The sequence below is a fragment of the Rhizobacter sp. P2_H3 genome, from assembly GCF_056403355.1.
Genome location: NZ_JBFUFQ010000128.1, coordinates 1 through 16,450, shown reverse-complemented (window position 1 = coordinate 16,450; position 16,450 = coordinate 1). Strand labels below are relative to the sequence as shown.

The following is a 16,450-nucleotide window of genomic DNA, read 5'->3' as shown; positions in this document are numbered from 1 at the left end:
ACCTTCGGCAACTCGATCCTGGCCCAGTTCGCGATCAAGCCGCGGCACGTGCGGCGCCCGTTCATCGACTCCGAGGACAAGGTGCACCAGGTGGTGCGCGAGATCAACCATTCGGCCGATCTCGAGGGTCGGCGGCCGATCGTGTTCGTRACGCTGGTGAACCGGGAGATCCTGAACATCCTGAAGGCGAGCAGCCGCGGCATGGTGCTGGACATGTTCAACACCTTCATCGAGCCGCTGGAGGCCGAGTTCGAGATGACCTCGAACCACCGGGTCGGCCGCTTCCCGGACATCTCGAAGAGCCAGGAGTACACCGACCGCATCGAGGCGATCAACTTCTCGCTGGCGCACGACGACGGGCAATCGTCGAAGAACCTGGCCGAGGCCGACGTGATCCTGGTCGGCGTGAGCCGCAGCGGCAAGACGCCGACCTCGCTGTACCTGGCGATGCAACATGGCATCAAGGCGGCCAACTACCCGCTCATCCCGGAAGATTTCGACCGCCGCGTGCTGCCGGCGGGGCTGGCGCCGCACCGCAAGAAATGCTTCGGGCTGACGATTGCGCCGGAGCGGCTGGCCGAGATCCGCCATGAGCGGCGGCCGAACAGCCCGTACTCCAGCATCGAGAACTGCCGGCACGAGGTGTCGGAGGCCGAGGCGATGATGCGGCGCGAGAGCATCGCGTGGCTGTCGTCGACGCACAAATCGATCGAGGAGATCGCGACGACCATCCTGCGGGATATCCGGCCGGATCGGCTGATGTATTGAGGCGAGCGGTTCGCGCGCGTCAGATTCTTTGCCGCGCCGACTCGTAGAGGCACACCGCCGCGGCGGCGGCAACGTTGAGCGACTCCTCGCCGCCTGGCTGCGGAATGCGCAATGCCTGCGCACAACGCGCCATCAGCGCCGTGGACACACCCTGCCCTTCGTGACCCAGCACCCAGKCGCACGGCCAAGGCAGCGTTGCGCGATGGATCTCGTGCGGTGTGTGCGAGCTGGTGGCCAGCAATGGAACGGTCAACGCCGCCAGCGCATCGGCTTCGAGGCCCTCGACCAGCCGCAGCGCAAAATGCGCGCCCATGCCGGCGCGCAGCACCTTCGGCGACCACAGCGCCGCGGTGCCCTTCAACGCGATCACCTGCGTGAAGCCGAAGGCGGCCGCACTGCGCAGCACCGCGCCGACGTTGCCGGCGTCCTGCAGTCGATCGAGCACGACGCTCGGCGCATCGGCCTGCAGCGACGCACCACCCGTCCAGGGCAGCACGAACATCAGCGGAGCGGCCGACTCGAGCGTGCCGATGCCCGCCATCAGCGCCGCAGGCACCACGGCCACCTGCGGTGCGCGCTCGGCCAACGCCCGCAGCGCCGGCACCTGCCAGCCCGCTTCGGTGATCACCGCCTGCGACGGCAGCCCGCCACGCTGCAGCAGCGCCGCGGCGAGGTGATCGCCCTCCAGCAGCACCTCGCCGTGCTTGCGGTAGCCCCCCGGGTCGGCCGCCAGCTTGCGCAGCCGCACCAGCAACGGGTTGTCGCGCGAACTGATCGCCTTGATCGCTGCCGCCATCACTCGGCGCCCATCATTCGGCGGGCACCGCAAAGGACACGGACACCGGCATACCCAGCGGCAGCAGCGCCTCACGCACCGGTGCGAACGAGCGGCGGTGGTGCACGCAGGCCCCGTGCTGCTTCAGCGCGGCCAGGTGCATCGGCGTGCCGTAGCCCTTGTGCTCGTCGAAGCCGTACTGCGGGTGCTGCTCGTGCAGCGTGAGGCACAAGCGGTCGCGGTGCACCTTCGCGAGGATCGATGCCGCCGAGATCGACTGCACCAGCGCATCGCCCTGCACGATGGCCTCGGCCGCGATCTTCAGCACCGGCAGGCGGTTGCCATCGACCAGCACCTTCACCGGCACCAGCCGCAAGCCCTCGACCGCGCGGCGCATCGCCAGCATCGTCGCCTGCAGGATGTTCAGCGTGTCGATCTCCTCGACGCTCGCCTCGGCCACCGCACAGCACAAGGCCTTCTCGCGGATCTCGTCGTACAGCCGCGCACGCACCGCGGCCGACAGCTTCTTCGAATCGTCCAGCCCCTTGATCGGACGCTGGTCGTCGAGGATCACCGCCGCGGCGACCACCGGGCCGGCCAACGGGCCGCGGCCGGCTTCGTCCACGCCCGCCACCAGGCCGATGGCGTCGAAGCGCAGGCCGAACTGCTCAGGACCGGAGGACTTTCTCGATCGCATCGGTGGCAGCCTGGACAGTGTTGCAGCGCAGTCGGCGGTGCAGTTCGGTGAAACGCCGGGCAATGGCAGCGGACTCTTCCGGCTTGTCGAGCCAGTCAAGACCCGCAGCCGCCAGTCTCTGCGGCGTCGCGTCGTCCTGCAAGAGCTCGGGCACCGCGAATTCCCCGAGCAGGATGTTCGGCAAACCCACCCAGGGCTGGTAGCCCATGCGCTTCATCATCTGCCAGCTCAGCCAGTTCATCGCGTAGGTGATGACCATCGGCCGCTTGAAGAGCGCCGCCTCGAGCGTCGCCGTGCCGCTCGCGATCAGCGTGACGTCGCAGGCGGCCAGCACCTCGTGCGAGCGGCCGTCGAGCAGCTCGATGCCCACCCCGCCCGCATGCTCGGCCACCATCGGTTCGACCAGCGACCGCAGCCCCGGCACCACCGGCAGCAGGAAACGCAATCGCGGCCGCTGCCGCTTCATCAACGCCGCCGCGGCCAGCAGGCGCGGGGCGATGTACTCGACCTCCGAGCGCCGGCTGCCGGGCAGCAGCGCCACCACCGTTTCATCGCTGCCGATGCCCAGTGCGCTTCGGGCCGCTGCGCGCGGCACCTCGATGGGAATCGCATCCGCCAGCGGGTGGCCGACATAGGTCGCCGCAATGCCGTGGCGCTCGTAGATCGCCGGCTCGAACGGGAAGATGCACAGCACGTGGTCGACCGCGGCGCGGATCTTGTCGATGCGGCCGCCCCGCCACGCCCAGATCGACGGGCTGACGAAATGGATGCTCCTGATGCCGAGCGTTTTCAGCCGCGTCTCGAGCCCGAGGTTGAAGTCGGGCGCATCGACACCGATGAAGGCGTCGGGCGGCTCGCACCGCAGGCGCTCGGCCAGCCGCTCGCGGATGCCGGAGATCTCGCGGTAGTGGCGCAGCACCTCGACATACCCGCGCACCGCGAGCTTGTCGTGCGGCCACCAGGCCTCGAAACCCTGCGCGGCCATGTTCGGCCCGCCGATGCCGGCCGCATGCAGTTGGGGCCAGCGCGCCTTCAGGCCGCCCAGCAACAGGCCGGCGAGCAAGTCGCCGGAGGCTTCGCCGGCCACCAGGGCCAGCCGTGGCGGGCCGGAATTCGTCATCGGGACTAGCGCGCGATGCCGCGCGTCACGCCGGCGAGGAAGTCGAGCATCATCGCCACATCGGCGGCCGCCTCGGGCGCCGACTGGCCCAGCGCGGCGATCTCGTCGCGCGCCTCCTGCAGCGTGCGGCCGCTGCGGTACAGGCTGCGGTGCATCTGCTTGACCGCCGCGATGCGCTCGGCACTGAAACCGCGCCGCCGCAGGCCCTCGACATTGAAGCCGCGCACCGCGAGCGGGTTGCCGTCGACCATCATGTACGGCGGCACGTCCTGCGAGATCGCGCTGGAGAAGCCGACGAACGCGTAGGCGCCGATCTTCACGAACTGGTGCACGCCCGACAGCCCGCCGATCGTCACCCAGTCGCCGACGTGCACATGGCCGGCCAGCGTCGCGTTGTTGGCCAGCACCGTGTGGTTGCCCAGCTGCACGTCGTGCGCCAGGTGCACGTAGGCCATGATCCAGTTGTCGTTGCCGACGCGCGTGATGCCGACATCCTGCGAGGTGCCGGTGTTGAAGGTGCAGAACTCGCGGATCGTGTTGCGGTCGCCGATGTGAAGCTGCGTCGGCTCGCCGGCGTACTTCTTGTCCTGCGGCACCGCGCCGAGCGACACGAACTGGAAGATCCGGTTGTCGCGCCCGATCGTCGTGTGGCCCTCGATCACCGCATGCGGGCCGATCGTGGTGCCTTCGTCGATGCGCACATGCTCGCCGATCACCGCGTACGGGCCGACGCTGACCGTCGCCCCCAGCTGGGCGCCCGGCGCGATCACGGCGGTGGGATGGATGGTGGCCATCGTTGCGCTCCCCGAATCAGCTGACCTTGCGCATCGTGCACATCAGCTCGGCCTCGACGGCGAGCTCGCCGTCGACCGATGCACGCGCCTTGTACTTGTAGATGCCGGCCTTCACGCGGTCGACCGCCACGTCGAGGATCAGCTGGTCGCCCGGCTCCACCGGCCGCTTGAAGCGCGCGCCGTCGATGCCGACGAAGTAGTAGACGGTGTCGCTGTCCGGCGTATCGCCGGTCGTCTCGAACGACAGCAGCGCCGCCGCCTGGGCCAGCGCCTCGAGCATCAGCACGCCCGGCATCACCGGGCGGTGCGGGAAGTGGCCGGTGAAGAACGGCTCGTTGATCGTGACGTTCTTCAGCGCCTTGATGCGCACGCCCTTCTCCATCTCCAGCACGCGATCGACCAGCAGGATCGGATAGCGGTGCGGCAGCTTCTTGAGGATCTGGTGGATATCCATCGTGTCCATGGTCATGCAATCTTCTTTTCAAGGGCACGCAGACGCTCGCGCAGGCCGTGCAGGTTGCGCAWGGTTGCGGCGTTCTTTTCCCAGGACGCATTGTCGTCGATGGGGAACACGCCGCTGTAGGTTCCGGGCTGCAGGATCGAGCGCGTGACGACGCTCGCCGCGGAGATGTTGACCCGGTCGCCCAGCTTCAGGTGGCCGAGGATCATGCCGGCACCGCCGATCGTGCAGTTGGCGCCGATCGTCGTGCTGCCGGCAATGCCGACGCAGCCGGCGATCGCGGTGTTGCGTCCGATGTGCACGTTGTGGGCCACCTGGATCAGGTTGTCGAGCTTGGCGCCGTCCTCGATGACGGTGTCGGCCAGCGCGCCGCGGTCGATGCAGGTGTTGGCGCCGATCTCGACATCGTTGCCGATGCGCACGCCGCCAAGCTGCTCGATCTTCTCGTAGCGCCCCTGGGTCGGCGCGAAACCGAATCCGTCGGCACCGATCACGGCCCCGCTGTGCACGATGCCGCGCTCGCCGATGTGGCAATCGGCCAGCAGCGTGACGCGCGGCGCGAGACGCGTGCCGGCGCCGACGCTCGCGCCACGACCGATCACGCAGTGCGCCCCGATGACGGCGCCGGCGCCGATGCGCGCGCCGGCCTCGACCAGCACGAACGCGCCGATGCTCGCGCCGGCGTCGATCACGGCGCCCGCCTCGACGACGGCACTCGGGTGGATGCCGGCCGCCACCGCCGGGCGCGAGCGCGCCGCCCACCACTGCGTGAGCTTCGCGAAGGCCAGGTAGGGGTCGTCGCAGACCAGGGCCGCGCCGCGGGCGACCGCTGCATCGCGCATGGCCGGCGCGACGATCACGCAGCCGGCGGCGCTGGCCGCGAGCTGCGCGGCATAGCGGGGATTCGAGAGAAAGGAGATCGTGCCGGGCGTGGCGCCCTCGAGCGGGCCGATGCGGTCGATGCGCAGCGAGGCGCTGCCGATCAGTTCGCCGCCGAGCTGGGCGGCGATGTCACCGAGTTGAACCGCATCCACGGCTCACTTGCCGCCTTGCTGGGCGTTCAGCGCCTTGATCACCTTGTCGGTGATGTCGATGCGCGGGCTGGCAAAGACGACATCCTGCAGGATGAGGTCGTATTTGTCGGTCTCGTAGATCTGCTTGATGACCTTGTTGGCCCGCTCCACCACCGAGGCCAGTTCCTCGTTCTTGCGCTGGTTCAGGTCTTCCTGGAACTCGCGGCGCTTGCGCTGGAACTCGCGGTCCTGGTCGATCAGGTCGCGCTGGCGGCGGRTCTTCTCGGATTCGGCCAGCGTCGGCTGGTCTTTCTCGAGCTTGTCGCCGGCCGCCTTCAGGCGGGTGCCGAACTCGTTCAGGTCTTTCTCGCGTTTCGAGAACTCGGCTTCCAGCTTGGTCTGCGCCGCCTTCGCAGGCACCGCATCGCGCAGCACCTTGTCGAGGCTCACGTAGCCGATCTTCAATTCCTGCGCCTGCACACCCACGGCTGCGAACGCCAGCGTCGCGGCGGCCAGCACGAGATGCAGGGACTTCAATCTTGAGCTATTCATTAGAACGCGGTCCCGATCTGGAATTGCAAACGTTGAATTCTATCTGTTGACTTGTAGCGGATGGGTTCGCCGTAGCTGAGCTTCAGCGGGCCCACCGGCGACACCCAGCTCAGCCCGATGCCGGCCGACGCCCGCATGCTCTCCCAGGTGGGCTTCTCGTTCTCGCCCCACACGTTGCCGGCATCGACGTAGCCGAAGATGCGCAGCGTGCGGTCGTTGCCCGAGCCCGGCACCGGCAGGTACAGCTCGCTGTTGATGTTCAGCCGCTTCGGGCCGCCGCTGTACGAGCCGACCACGTCGACCGGCCCGAGCGAGCCCTGGTCGAACGCGCGCACCGTGCCGAGACCGCCGCCGTAGAAGTTCTTGAAGATCGGGTAGCGCTGGCCGTTCAGGCCCCGGCCCCAGCCGAGCTCGGAGTTGAACGCCAGGGTGTACTTCTTGGTGATCGGGATGTACAGCTGGTACTGCGTGTTGGTGCGGACGTAGCGCGTGTCGCCGGCGGCCCCCCATTCGATGTTGATGCGCTTGAAGCTGCCGTCGTTGGGCACCAGCGCGCTGTCGCGCAGGTCGCGCGACCAGCCGATCGTCACCGGCACCGAGGTGCTTGCATCGCCGTAACGCAGGCGGTACAGGAAGTAATTGTTGGGCAGCGAGGTCGCCCCGCGGATCTCGGTGCGCTCGATGCCGATGCCGAAGAACACCGTGTCGTACTCGCTGAACGGCACGCCGAAGCGGATCGACGCACCCGGCGTCACCAGCTGGTATTCCTCGCCCTGGCTGTTCAGCGGCTTGACGGTGCGGTAGTACAGGTCGACCGCGCGCGAGATGCCGTCGATCGTGAAGTACGGGTCGACCGCGCTCAGGTCGAGCGTGCGGCTCGAGCGGCTGGTGTTCAGCTCGATGCCGAGGTAGTTGCCCGAGCCGAACACGTTGTCCTGCCGGATCGATGCGTTCAGCGCCAGCCGGTCGGCGCTCGAGAAGCCGGCGCCGACGATCAGGTTGCCGGTCGGCTTTTCCTTGACGGTCAGCGTCAGGTCGACCTGGTCCTGCGAGCCGGGCACCTCGTTCGTCTCGACGTTGACCTCGCTGAAGTAGCCCAGCCGGTCCACCCGGTCGCGCGACAGCTTGATGCGGCGCCCGTCGTACCACGACGATTCGAACTGCCGGAACTCGCGGCGCACCACCTCGTCGCGGGTGCGGCTGTTGCCGGCGACGTTGACGCGGCGCACGTACACGCGGCGCTGCGGATCGCCCACCAGCGTCAGCACGACCTGGCCGGTCGCGCGGTCGATGTCGGTGCGCGGCTCGACGCGGGCGAACGCATAGCCGAAGCTGCCGAAGCGCTCGGTGAAGGCCTTGGTCGTCTCGGCCACCGACTCGGCGCGGTAGGCCTCGCCCGGCTTCACCTTGACGAGCGTCTTGAAGTCTTCTTCCTTGCCGAGGTACTCGCCCTCGAGCTTGACCGCCGTCACCGTGTAGGGCTGGCCTTCCTTGATGTTGACGGTGATCGTGATGTCCTGCTTGTCGGCCGAGATCGCGACCTGGGTCGACTCGACCTGGAACTCCAGGTAGCCGCGGTTCAGGTAGTACGAGCGCAGCGTCTCCAGGTCGGCCGTCAGCTTGGCGCGCGAGTAGCGGTCGGCCTTGGTATACCAGCTCAGCCAGCCGCCGTCGTTCAGGTCGAACAGGCCCAGCAGCGTGCTTTCGGAGAACGCATGGCTGCCGAGGATGCGGATCTCGCTGATGCGAGCGGCCGAGCCTTCGGTGATCGTGAAGGTCACGTTGACGCGGTTGCGCTCCTGCGGGGTGACGGTGGTCACGACCTCGGCGCCGTACAGGCTGCGCGTCAGGTACTGGCGCTTGAGCTCCTGCTCGGCGCGGTCGGCCAGCGCCTTGTCGAAAGGCAGGCCTTCGCCGATGCCGAAATCCTTCAGCGACTTGGTCAGCGTGTCCTTGTCGAACTCGCGCAGGCCGACGAAGTCGATGTTCGCGATGACCGAGCGCTCCTCGACGATCACGACGACGACGTTGCCGTCGATCTCGATGCGCACGTCCTTGAACAGGCCGGTGGCGAACAGCGCGCGCAGCGCCGCCGCRCCCTTCTCGTCGTTGTAGGTGTCGCCGATGCGAAACGGCAGCGAGGCGAACACCGTGCCGGCATCGGACCGTTGCAGGCCCTCGACGCGGATGTCTTTCAACTCGAAGGGGGTCACCGCCCAGGCCGATCCTGCATGCAATGCCGCCGCCAGCGCGATGCTGAGGACGGTGGGACGCAGGGAACGGGGGTGGACGGGGCGGAACTGCAGAACGAGGGGATTGCGCATTCGGTGATCAGTGCAGGCCCAACTGCCGGGCCACATCGTTGTAGAGAGYGAGCGACATCATCAAGAGCATGATCGCCACCCCGCCCCGCTGCAGCCGCTCAAGCCACACGTCCGAGAGAGGCTGCCCCGTCACCGCTTCGAAAAGATAATACATCAGGTGTCCCCCGTCGAGGATCGGTAGCGGCAGCAGGTTCAGCACGCCGAGGCTCACGCTGACCGCGGCGATGAACATCAGGAAATAGACCGGGCCGAGCTGGATCGACTTGCCGGCGTAGTCGGCGATCGTGATGGGGCCGCTCAGGTTCTTCAGCGAGGCCTGGCCGATCAGCATGCGGCCGAGCATCTTGATCGTCAGCACCGATGAGTCCCAGGTGCGCTGCACCGCCTGCGTCATGCCGCCCCACAGTCCGTAGCGAACCGTCACCATCTCGTAGGACGCCGCGATGCCGGCCCCGATGCGGCCGACGCGCTGCCCGCCGTCCACCGCGACCGCCGGGCGCACGCTCAGCGTGAGCACCTGGGTGCCGCGCTGCACCCGCCACGGCATGGCCGTCGATTCGCCGTCGGCGCCATTGGCGCGGATCAGCTGCAGCATGCGGTTGGCGTCCGGCACCGGCACGCCGTCGATGTCGAGCACGCGGTCGCCGCGGCGCAGGCCGGCCGTGTCGCCGGCGCCRCCCGGCGTCAACGGCCCGAGCACCGCGGCACTCAGGGCGCTGACGCCGATGCGATCCAGCGTCTGCGGCGTCACGTCGTAGGTGTCCAGCGTGTCGACGTCCAGCGTCACCGCGCGCGAGCCGTGCCCGCGCGCATCGGCCACCATCAGCTGCAGCTTCTCGGTGCGCAGCAGGGCCTGCGTGAGTTGCCAGCTCAGGTCGTTCATCGACTGCACGTCGTCCCAGTCGTTGCCGTCGCGCGAGGTGGCCGACACGGTGTCGCCGGCATGCAGCCCGGCGCGCTCGGCGAGGCTGCCGGCCGGCGGCGTCGCGAGCACGGCCCGGGGTTCTTCCACGCCGATCCAGTGCGCCGCCGAATAGAACAGCACGGCCAGCAGCAGGTTGGCGATCGGCCCGGCCGCGACCACCGCGGCGCGCTGCCACAGCGGCTTGCGGTTGAAGGCCTGCGACTGCTCGCCCGGTGCCACCGGGCCTTCGCGCTCGTCGAGCATCTTCACGTAGCCGCCCAGCGGCAGCACCGACAGCACGAATTCGGTGCTGTCGGGCGTGCGCTGGTGGCGCCACAGCACGCGGCCGAAGCCGATCGAGAAGCGCAGCACCTTGACACCGCAGGCGCGCGCCACGCTGTAGTGGCCGTACTCGTGGATGACGATCAGGATCCCGAGCGTCACGACGAAGCCGATGATGGCCGCGGCGTTCATGCGCCCATCTCCGCCACGCGGGCCCGGGCGACGCGCCGCGCCTGTTCGTCGAGCGCGATCAATCCGTCGAGCGAGCGGCAGGCGTCGCGTTCCGGGGTCATGGCGTCGAGGGTGCTGACATTGACGCTGTGAATCTGATCGAAGCGGATGGTTCCTGCCAGAAATGAAGCGACACCAATCTCGTTGGCGGCGTTGAGGATCGCGGTGCTGCCTTCAGGCCCGCGCAGCGTGTCCCAAGCGAGTTTCAGGCCCGGGTAGCGCACGAAGTCGGCCTCCTCGAAGCTCAGTGCCGACATCTGCAGGAAATCGAGCTGCGAAGCACCCGACTCGATGCGTTCGGGGAACGACAGGCTGTAGGCGATCGGCACGCGCATGTCGGGCGTGCCGAGCTGGGCCAGCACCGAGTTGTCGCGCAGCACCACCATCGAATGGATCACGCTCTGCGGGTGCAGCACGACGCGAATCTGCTGCGGCGCCAGGTCGAACAGCCAGCGTGCCTCGATGACCTCGAGCGCCTTGTTCATCATCGTCGCCGAGTCGACCGAGATCTTGCGGCCCATCACCCAGTTGGGATGCGCGCAGGCCTCGTCGGGCGTCACGCTGTGCAGCGTGGCCGGATCGCGGCGGCGGAACGGGCCGCCCGAGGCGGTGAGCAGCAGGTGGTCGATGCGCTGCGGCCAGGTGCTGCGGTCTTCCGGCAGGCACTGGAAGATCGCCGAATGCTCGCTGTCGACCGGCAGCAAGGTGGCGCCGCCGGTGCGCACCGCGTCCATGAAGAACGCCCCGCCGACGACCAGCGCCTCCTTGTTGGCCAGCAGCAGCCGCTTGCCGGCGCGCGCCGCGGCCAGGCACGACGGCAGCCCGGCGGCACCGACGATCGCAGCCATCACGCTGTCGACCTCGGGGTGGGCGGCAACCTGTTCCAGCGCGGCCGCGCCTTCGAGCACTTCGGTGGCGGCGCCGGCCTCGCGCAACGCGCTGCGCAGGCGCTTCGCGTGCGCCGGATCCGTCATCACCGCGAAGCGGGGCTTCCATTGCAGGCACTGCGCGAGCAGCTCGTCGCTGCGGCTGTGCGCCGACAGCGCGAACACCTCGAAGCGCCCGGGATGGCGCGCCAGCACGTCGAGCGTGCTGGTGCCGACGCTGCCGGTGGAGCCGAGGATGCACACCCGCTGGCGGGGAGACGAGACTTCTGACATCGGTAGGCCTGGCAAGAAGGTGGCGTGGCGCAGGAGTGCGGCCGGAGGGTGCCGGGGGCCGCTACAGCGAGCTGAGCGCCATCGCGATCGGGAACACCGGCAGCAGCGCGTCGACCCGGTCGAGCACGCCACCGTGCCCGGGCAACAGGCCGCTGCTGTCCTTGGCGCCGGCGGCACGCTTGACCAGCGATTCGACCAGGTCGCCGACCACGCTCATCGCGCAGAGGAACACCAGCGACAGCACCAGGCCGAAGACACCGAAGCGCTGCAGCAGCAGCGTGTAGAGGCTGGCCGAATCGGGCTGGATCGACCGGTCGAGCGCGATCCAGGCACCGGCCAGCACCAGCACGCCCAGCATGCCGCTCCAGACGCCTTCCCAGCTCTTGCCGGGGCTGATGGACAGGGCAAGCTTGCGGCGGCCGAAGGCCTTGCCGCCGAAGTAGGCGGCGATGTCGGCCGCCCACACCAGGCACAGCACCGACAGCAGGAAGTTGACGCCGATGGTCTTCGCACCGGCGAGCGCCAGCCAGGCCGTCCACAGCGCGGCCAGCCCGAGCACCCAGCGGGCAACCGTGGGCAGTTGCGGCCAGGCCCCCGGCCCGACCCGCAGCGCGAGCGCGCCGCCCAGCACCCACACCGCGAACGCCAGCCACCACGCGGGGCTGGCACCGGGGTGCACCCAGCCAGCCGCCATCGCGGCGGCACAGGCCGCGGCCAGCGTGACGCCCAGCCCGATCGCGAGAGCGGACGGCGCCGCATTCAGCCGCGCCCACTCCCAGCCGGCCGCGCCGATCATCAGCAGCGTGATCAGCGCGAACGGCCACGCCATCGGCGCGAACATCGCCGGCAGCAGCACGAGCAGCAGCACGACGGCGGTGATGATGCGTTGCTTCAGCACGCTCAGGCCCCCGCCTCGGTCGCCACGTCGGCACTGTTCACGCGGCCGAAGCGGCGGTCGCGGCTCGCGTAGTCGGCCAGCGCGGCATCGAGCTGCACGGTGCCGAACTCCGGCCACAGGCAGTCGCTGAACACCAGTTCGGAGTACGCCACCTGCCACAGCAGGAAGTTGCTGATGCGCACCTCGCCGCCGGTGCGGATGAAGAGGTCGGGATCGGGCGCGAAATTCATCGCCATGTAGCTGCCGAGCTTCGCTTCGTCGAGCTCGTGCGCCGGCACGCCCGCCGCGATGGCCTGCTGGCAGGCCTGCACGATGTCCCAGCGGCCGCCGTAGTTGAACGCGACCGACAGCGTGATGCGCCGGTTCCCGGCGGTGGTGCGCTCGGCCTCGTCCCAGGCGGCGCGCACCTTGTCGGACACCTGCGAGCGGTCGCCGACGATGCGGATGCGCACGCCCTCGCCCGCCAGCTTGGCCAGGTACTTCGAGACGGCGACCAGCACCAGGCTCATCAGCCCGGACACCTCTTCGGTCGGCCGCTTCCAGTTCTCGGACGAGAACGCGAACACGGTGAGGTATTCGATGCCGCGGTCGGCACAGGCTTCGACGGTGCGCACCAGCGCATCGACGCCCTGCTTGTGGCCGAAGAAGCGCGGCATCAGCCGTTTCTTGGCCCAGCGGCCGTTGCCGTCCATCACGATGGCCACGTGGCGTGGAACGCGGGCTACGGTGTCCACAGGGGTCGAGCGGGAAAACAGGGAGGAAACGATGCTGCTTTCACGGCCGCGTCAGACGGCCATGATCTCCGCTTCTTTGCCGGCGATCAGGCGATCGATCTCGGCGATCGTGCGGTCGGTCAGCTTCTGCACCTCGTCGAGCGAGCGGCGCTCGTCGTCTTCGGTGATCTCCTTGTCCTTCAGCAGCTTCTTCGCATGCTCGTTGGCATCGCGGCGCAGGTTGCGCGTGGCGATCTTGGCGTCTTCGCCGGCGTTGCGCACGACCTTGGTCAGGTCGCGGCGGCGCTCTTCGGTCAGCGCGGGCATCGGCACGCGCAGCAGGTCGCCCTGCGACGACGGGTTCAGGCCCAGGTCGGATTCGCGGATGGCCTTCTCGATCTTCGCGCCCATGCCCTTTTCCCAGGGCTGCACGGTGATCGTGCGGGCGTCCAGCAGGGTCACGTTGGCGACCTGGCTGATCGGCAGCATCGAGCCGTAGTAGTCGACCTGCACCTGGTCGAGCAGGCCCGGGTGGGCCCGGCCGGTGCGGATCTTCTGCAGTTCACCCTTGAACGATTCGATCGTCCGGCCCATCTTCTGCTCGGCCGTCTTCTTGATGTCGGCGATGCTCATGTCGGTTTCCTCAAACGCTCACACGTGGACGAGGGTGCCCTCGTCCTCACCCATCACCACCCGCTTCAGGGCACCGGCCTTGAAGATGCTGAACACCTTGATCGGCAGCTTCTGGTCGCGGCACAGCGCGAAGGCCGTGGCGTCCAGCACCTGCAGGTTGCGGGTGATGGCTTCATCGAAACTGATCTGACTGTAGCGCGTCGCGCTCGGGTCCTTCTTGGGGTCGGCACTGTAGACGCCGTCGACCTTGGTCGCCTTCAGCACGATCTCGGCGCCCATCTCCGCGCCGCGCAGCGCAGCGGCCGTGTCGGTCGTGAAGAACGGGTTGCCGGTACCGGCCGCGAAGATCACGACCTTGCCTTCCTCGAGGTACTGCAGCGCCTTCGGCCGCACGTAGGGCTCGACGACCTGCTCGATGCTGATGGCCGACATCACGCGGGCGGTCATGCCCTCCTGGCGCATCGTGTCGGCCAGCGCCAGCGAGTTCATCACGGTGGCGAGCATGCCCATGTAGTCGGCGGTCGCGCGGTCCATCCCGACCGAGCCACCGGCCACGCCGCGGAAGATGTTGCCGCCGCCGATCACGACGGCGACCTCGCAGCCGAGCTGCGTCACCTCTTGCACCTCGCGCACCATGCGAACGATGGTGGCCCGGTTGATCCCGTAGGCATCGTCGCCCATCAGGGCTTCGCCCGAGAGCTTGAGCAGGATTCGCTTGTACGCCGGCATGCGGTTTTCTCCCCGAGTTGGTCAAGCCTTGCGGCGCCGAAGTCTAACCACCGCGACAGGACGCCTCGTGAGCGCCCCGCCGCCTCTCGCTGTCTCTCTCGCCTCAGCCGCCCTTGGCGGCCGCGACCTGCGCGGCCACTTCGGCGGCGAAGTCGTCGACCTTCTTCTCGATGCCTTCGCCGACGACGTACAGCGTGAAGCCCTTGACGGTGGTGTTCGCGCCCTTGAGCATCTGCTCGACGGTCTGCTTGTCGTTCTTGACGAAGGTCTGGTTCAGCAGGCTGACTTCCTTCAGGAACTTCTGCACCGAGCCTTCGATGCGCTTCGCGACGATCTCGGCCGACTGCACCGGCTTGCCGGCAGCCTCGGCCGCCTTCGCATCTTCGGCAGCCTTGCCGGCGGCCACGGCGCGTTCCTTCTCGATCAGCTCGGCGGGCACTTCCGACGAGGCCAGCGACACCGGCTTCATCGCGGCGATGTGCATCGCGACGTCCTTGGCGGCGGTCTCGTCGCCTTCGAACTCGACCAGCACGCCGATGCGGGTGCCGTGCAGGTAGCTGGCCAGCTTGGCGCCTTCATAGCGCTTGAAGCGGCGGATCGTCATATTCTCGCCGATCGTGCCGATCAGGCCCTTGCGGACGTCGTCGAGCGTCGGGCCGTAGCCGTCCTGCGAGTACGGCAGTGCCGACAGCGCAGCCACGTCGGCCGGTTTCTTCTCGGCGGCCAGCTGCGAGCAGGCCTTCGCGAAGTTCAGGAACATGTCGTTCTTCGAGGTGAAGTCGGTCTCGCAGTTGACCTCGACCAGCGCGCCGGCGTTGCCGACGACCGCCGCCGTCACGACGCCTTCGGCCGTGATGCGCGACGCGGCCTTGCCGGCCTTGCTGCCCAGCTTGACGCGCAGCAGCTCTTCGGCCTTTTCCATGTCGCCGCCGGCTTCCGTCAGCGCCTTCTTGCACTCCATCATCGGGGCGTCGGTCTTCGCGCGCAGTTCGCCGACCATGCTTGCAGTGATTGCAGCCATCTTGAATCTCCGTGTGCTGGGCGCCCCGCCGGAGGCCGGGCGCCGAATGATCTCGGGTTGAAAAAAAGGGGCTGTGACAGCCCCTTTGTGCGCTCGCCTTTCAGCRGGCAGGGGCATCGGGATCAGGCGTTCTCGCTGACTTCCACGAATTCATCGCCCTCGGCCGAAACGGCTTGCACCACTTCGTTGCTCGCGTTGGCCTTGCCGTCGATGATCGCATCGGCCACCGCCTTGGCGTACAGCGCCACGGCCTTCGACGAGTCGTCGTTGCCCGGGATCACGTAGTCGATGCCTTCGGGCGAGTGGTTCGAGTCGACGATGCCGATCACCGGGATGCCGAGCTTCTTGGCTTCGGCAACGGCGATCTTGTGGTAGCCGACGTCGATCACGAACATCGCATCGGGCAGCGCGTTCATGTCCTGGATGCCGCCGATGTCCTTCTCGAGCTTGGCCAGGTCGCGCTGGAACATCAGCGCTTCCTTCTTGATGCGGATCTCGGTGCCGGCTTCGATCTGGGCCTGCATGTCCTTCAGCTTCTTCAGCGAGCCCTTGACCGTCTTGAAGTTGGTCATCATGCCGCCCAGCCAGCGCTGGTCGACGAAGGGCATGCCGGCACGGCGGGCTTCCGTCGCGATGACTTCGCGAGCCTGGCGCTTGGTGCCGATCATCAGGATGGTGCCGCGGCGTGCTGCCAACTGGCGGATGAATTTCAACGCGTCGTTGAAGAGCGGCTGCGTCTTCTCGAGGTTGATGATGTGGATCTTGTTGCGATGGCCGTAGATGTACGGGGCCATCTTCGGGTTCCAGAAGCGGGTTTGGTGGCCGAAATGGACGCCGGCTTCCAGCATCTCACGCATGGTGATGGTCATGTGAACTCCAAAGGTTGGTTCTAGAATCCGTCTCGAATTGCAAGGTTTTGAGACCTCTGCAACACCTTTCAACAGCCGGATTCGCGATTTGTTTTCTGCTGCGCCACCTCTCTCGGTACGAGAGAGGGATTGCATTCAGATAAACCCGTAGAGTGTAGCACGGCCTCCTCCCCTCTCCATGCCTCTTGACCTCACCGCTGCCGTCAGCGAGATCCAGCTGGGTCGCTCGACCGCCGTCGACGCGCTGGCGCGCAGCCAGGCCGCCGCCGACCTCCCCGTCAACCGGCACACCTTCATCCGCCGCTTCGCCGGCACGCAGGCCGTCGCGGCCGGCATCGATGCGCAGGCCGCCGCCGGCCTGCCGCTGCCGCCGCTCGCCGGGTTGGCCGTCAGCATCAAGGACCTGTTCGATGTGGCCGGCCATCCGACAAGCGGCGCGTCGCGCGCGCTCGCCGACGCGCCCCCCGCAGCGCGCGACTGCACGGCGGTGTCCCGGCTGCGCGCCGC

The 16,450-nt window shown here is 68.0% G+C and carries 18 protein-coding genes; 2 read left to right on the top strand and 16 right to left on the bottom strand.

Annotated features, from left to right (window positions below; genetic code table 11):
- Positions 1-768, top strand: a 768-nt coding sequence (gene ppsR / locus AC1D1T_RS20825; RefSeq protein WP_477992412.1) for a posphoenolpyruvate synthetase regulatory kinase/phosphorylase PpsR, incomplete at its 5' end; no start/stop codon positions are given.
- Between the two features lie 19 nt (positions 769-787).
- Here the strand turns inward: ppsR and AC1D1T_RS20820 are convergent.
- From AC1D1T_RS20820 to rpsB, 16 genes are all read right to left on the bottom strand, one after another.
- Positions 788-1,564, bottom strand: coding sequence for a TrmH family RNA methyltransferase (locus tag AC1D1T_RS20820; protein WP_477992411.1), 777 nt, complete (start codon positions 1,562-1,564; stop codon positions 788-790).
- Between the two features lie 13 nt (positions 1,565-1,577).
- On the bottom strand, positions 1,578-2,240 hold the full coding sequence (gene rnhB, locus AC1D1T_RS20815; RefSeq protein WP_052211429.1) for a ribonuclease HII: 663 nt from the start codon (positions 2,238-2,240) through the stop codon (positions 1,578-1,580).
- Complete coding sequence (lpxB, locus tag AC1D1T_RS20810; RefSeq protein WP_477844370.1) at positions 2,212-3,360, bottom strand: lipid-A-disaccharide synthase; 1,149 nt, start codon at positions 3,358-3,360, stop codon at positions 2,212-2,214. Before lpxB ends, rnhB begins: the two co-directional genes overlap by 29 nt.
- A 5-nt stretch (positions 3,361-3,365) precedes the next feature.
- Entirely contained in the window at positions 3,366-4,154 is a 789-nt protein-coding gene (lpxA, locus tag AC1D1T_RS20805) for an acyl-ACP--UDP-N-acetylglucosamine O-acyltransferase (RefSeq protein WP_047502575.1), read from the bottom strand.
- Between the two features lie 16 nt (positions 4,155-4,170).
- Positions 4,171-4,617 carry a 3-hydroxyacyl-ACP dehydratase FabZ gene (gene fabZ / locus AC1D1T_RS20800; protein ID WP_465112380.1) on the bottom strand — a complete coding sequence of 149 codons (447 nt, stop codon included), beginning with the start codon at positions 4,615-4,617 and terminating at the stop codon, positions 4,171-4,173.
- Between the two features lie 2 nt (positions 4,618-4,619).
- The gene (gene lpxD, locus AC1D1T_RS20795; protein WP_477992410.1) at positions 4,620-5,648 is read right to left on the bottom strand and encodes a UDP-3-O-(3-hydroxymyristoyl)glucosamine N-acyltransferase; all 1,029 of its coding nucleotides are present in this window, start codon (positions 5,646-5,648) and stop codon (positions 4,620-4,622) included.
- A 3-nt stretch (positions 5,649-5,651) separates the two neighbouring features.
- Positions 5,652-6,164 (bottom strand): OmpH/Skp family outer membrane protein, encoded by a 513-nt coding sequence (locus tag AC1D1T_RS20790; protein ID WP_477992409.1) that lies wholly within the window; start codon positions 6,162-6,164, stop codon positions 5,652-5,654.
- A 14-nt stretch (positions 6,165-6,178) separates the two neighbouring features.
- Entirely contained in the window at positions 6,179-8,503 is a 2,325-nt protein-coding gene (gene bamA, locus AC1D1T_RS20785) for an outer membrane protein assembly factor BamA (RefSeq protein ID WP_465112322.1), read from the bottom strand.
- Between the two features lie 7 nt (positions 8,504-8,510).
- Positions 8,511-9,881: an RIP metalloprotease RseP gene (gene rseP, locus AC1D1T_RS20780; RefSeq protein WP_477992408.1), complete on the bottom strand. Its 1,371-nt coding sequence runs from the start codon at positions 9,879-9,881 to the stop codon at positions 8,511-8,513.
- On the bottom strand, positions 9,878-11,080 hold the full coding sequence (gene ispC, locus AC1D1T_RS20775) for a 1-deoxy-D-xylulose-5-phosphate reductoisomerase (RefSeq protein WP_465112320.1): 1,203 nt from the start codon (positions 11,078-11,080) through the stop codon (positions 9,878-9,880). The genes rseP and ispC overlap by 4 nt, the downstream gene beginning before the upstream one ends.
- 61 nt (positions 11,081-11,141) lie before the next feature.
- Positions 11,142-11,978 carry a phosphatidate cytidylyltransferase gene (locus tag AC1D1T_RS20770; RefSeq protein ID WP_477992407.1) on the bottom strand — a complete coding sequence of 279 codons (837 nt, stop codon included), beginning with the start codon at positions 11,976-11,978 and terminating at the stop codon, positions 11,142-11,144.
- 2 nt (positions 11,979-11,980) lie between these two features.
- The gene (gene uppS / locus AC1D1T_RS20765) at positions 11,981-12,712 is read right to left on the bottom strand and encodes a polyprenyl diphosphate synthase (protein ID WP_465112318.1); all 732 of its coding nucleotides are present in this window, start codon (positions 12,710-12,712) and stop codon (positions 11,981-11,983) included.
- Positions 12,713-12,763: 51 nt separating this feature from the next.
- Complete coding sequence (gene frr / locus AC1D1T_RS20760; protein WP_047502558.1) at positions 12,764-13,324, bottom strand: ribosome recycling factor; 561 nt, start codon at positions 13,322-13,324, stop codon at positions 12,764-12,766.
- Between the two features lie 18 nt (positions 13,325-13,342).
- Entirely contained in the window at positions 13,343-14,053 is a 711-nt protein-coding gene (pyrH, locus tag AC1D1T_RS20755) for a UMP kinase (protein WP_047502555.1), read from the bottom strand.
- Positions 14,054-14,156: 103 nt separating this feature from the next.
- Positions 14,157-15,074: a translation elongation factor Ts gene (gene tsf, locus AC1D1T_RS20750; RefSeq protein WP_477842673.1), complete on the bottom strand. Its 918-nt coding sequence runs from the start codon at positions 15,072-15,074 to the stop codon at positions 14,157-14,159.
- Positions 15,075-15,196: 122 nt separating this feature from the next.
- Positions 15,197-15,943, bottom strand: coding sequence for a 30S ribosomal protein S2 (gene rpsB, locus AC1D1T_RS20745; protein WP_465112316.1), 747 nt, complete (start codon positions 15,941-15,943; stop codon positions 15,197-15,199).
- A 178-nt stretch (positions 15,944-16,121) separates the two neighbouring features.
- Here rpsB and AC1D1T_RS20740 point away from each other — a divergent pair.
- On the top strand, positions 16,122-16,450 hold a 329-nt coding region (locus AC1D1T_RS20740; RefSeq protein ID WP_477992406.1), incomplete at its 3' end, for an amidase family protein.

Coding starts and splice junctions, on each gene's coding strand:
- fabZ (WP_465112380.1), bottom strand. CDS start 4,617: ATGGACACGATGGATATCCACCAGATCCTCAAGAAGCTGCCGCACCGC.
- frr (WP_047502558.1), bottom strand. CDS start 13,324: ATGAGCATCGCCGACATCAAGAAGACGGCCGAGCAGAAGATGGGCCGG.
- rnhB (WP_052211429.1), bottom strand. CDS start 2,240: ATGCGATCGAGAAAGTCCTCCGGTCCTGAGCAGTTCGGCCTGCGCTTC.
- tsf (WP_477842673.1), bottom strand. CDS start 15,074: ATGGCTGCAATCACTGCAAGCATGGTCGGCGAACTGCGCGCGAAGACC.
- ispC (WP_465112320.1), bottom strand. CDS start 11,080: ATGTCAGAAGTCTCGTCTCCCCGCCAGCGGGTGTGCATCCTCGGCTCC.
- lpxB (WP_477844370.1), bottom strand. CDS start 3,360: ATGACGAATTCCGGCCCGCCACGGCTGGCCCTGGTGGCCGGCGAAGCC.
- pyrH (WP_047502555.1), bottom strand. CDS start 14,053: ATGCCGGCGTACAAGCGAATCCTGCTCAAGCTCTCGGGCGAAGCCCTG.
- rpsB (WP_465112316.1), bottom strand. CDS start 15,943: ATGACCATCACCATGCGTGAGATGCTGGAAGCCGGCGTCCATTTCGGC.
- lpxA (WP_047502575.1), bottom strand. CDS start 4,154: ATGGCCACCATCCATCCCACCGCCGTGATCGCGCCGGGCGCCCAGCTG.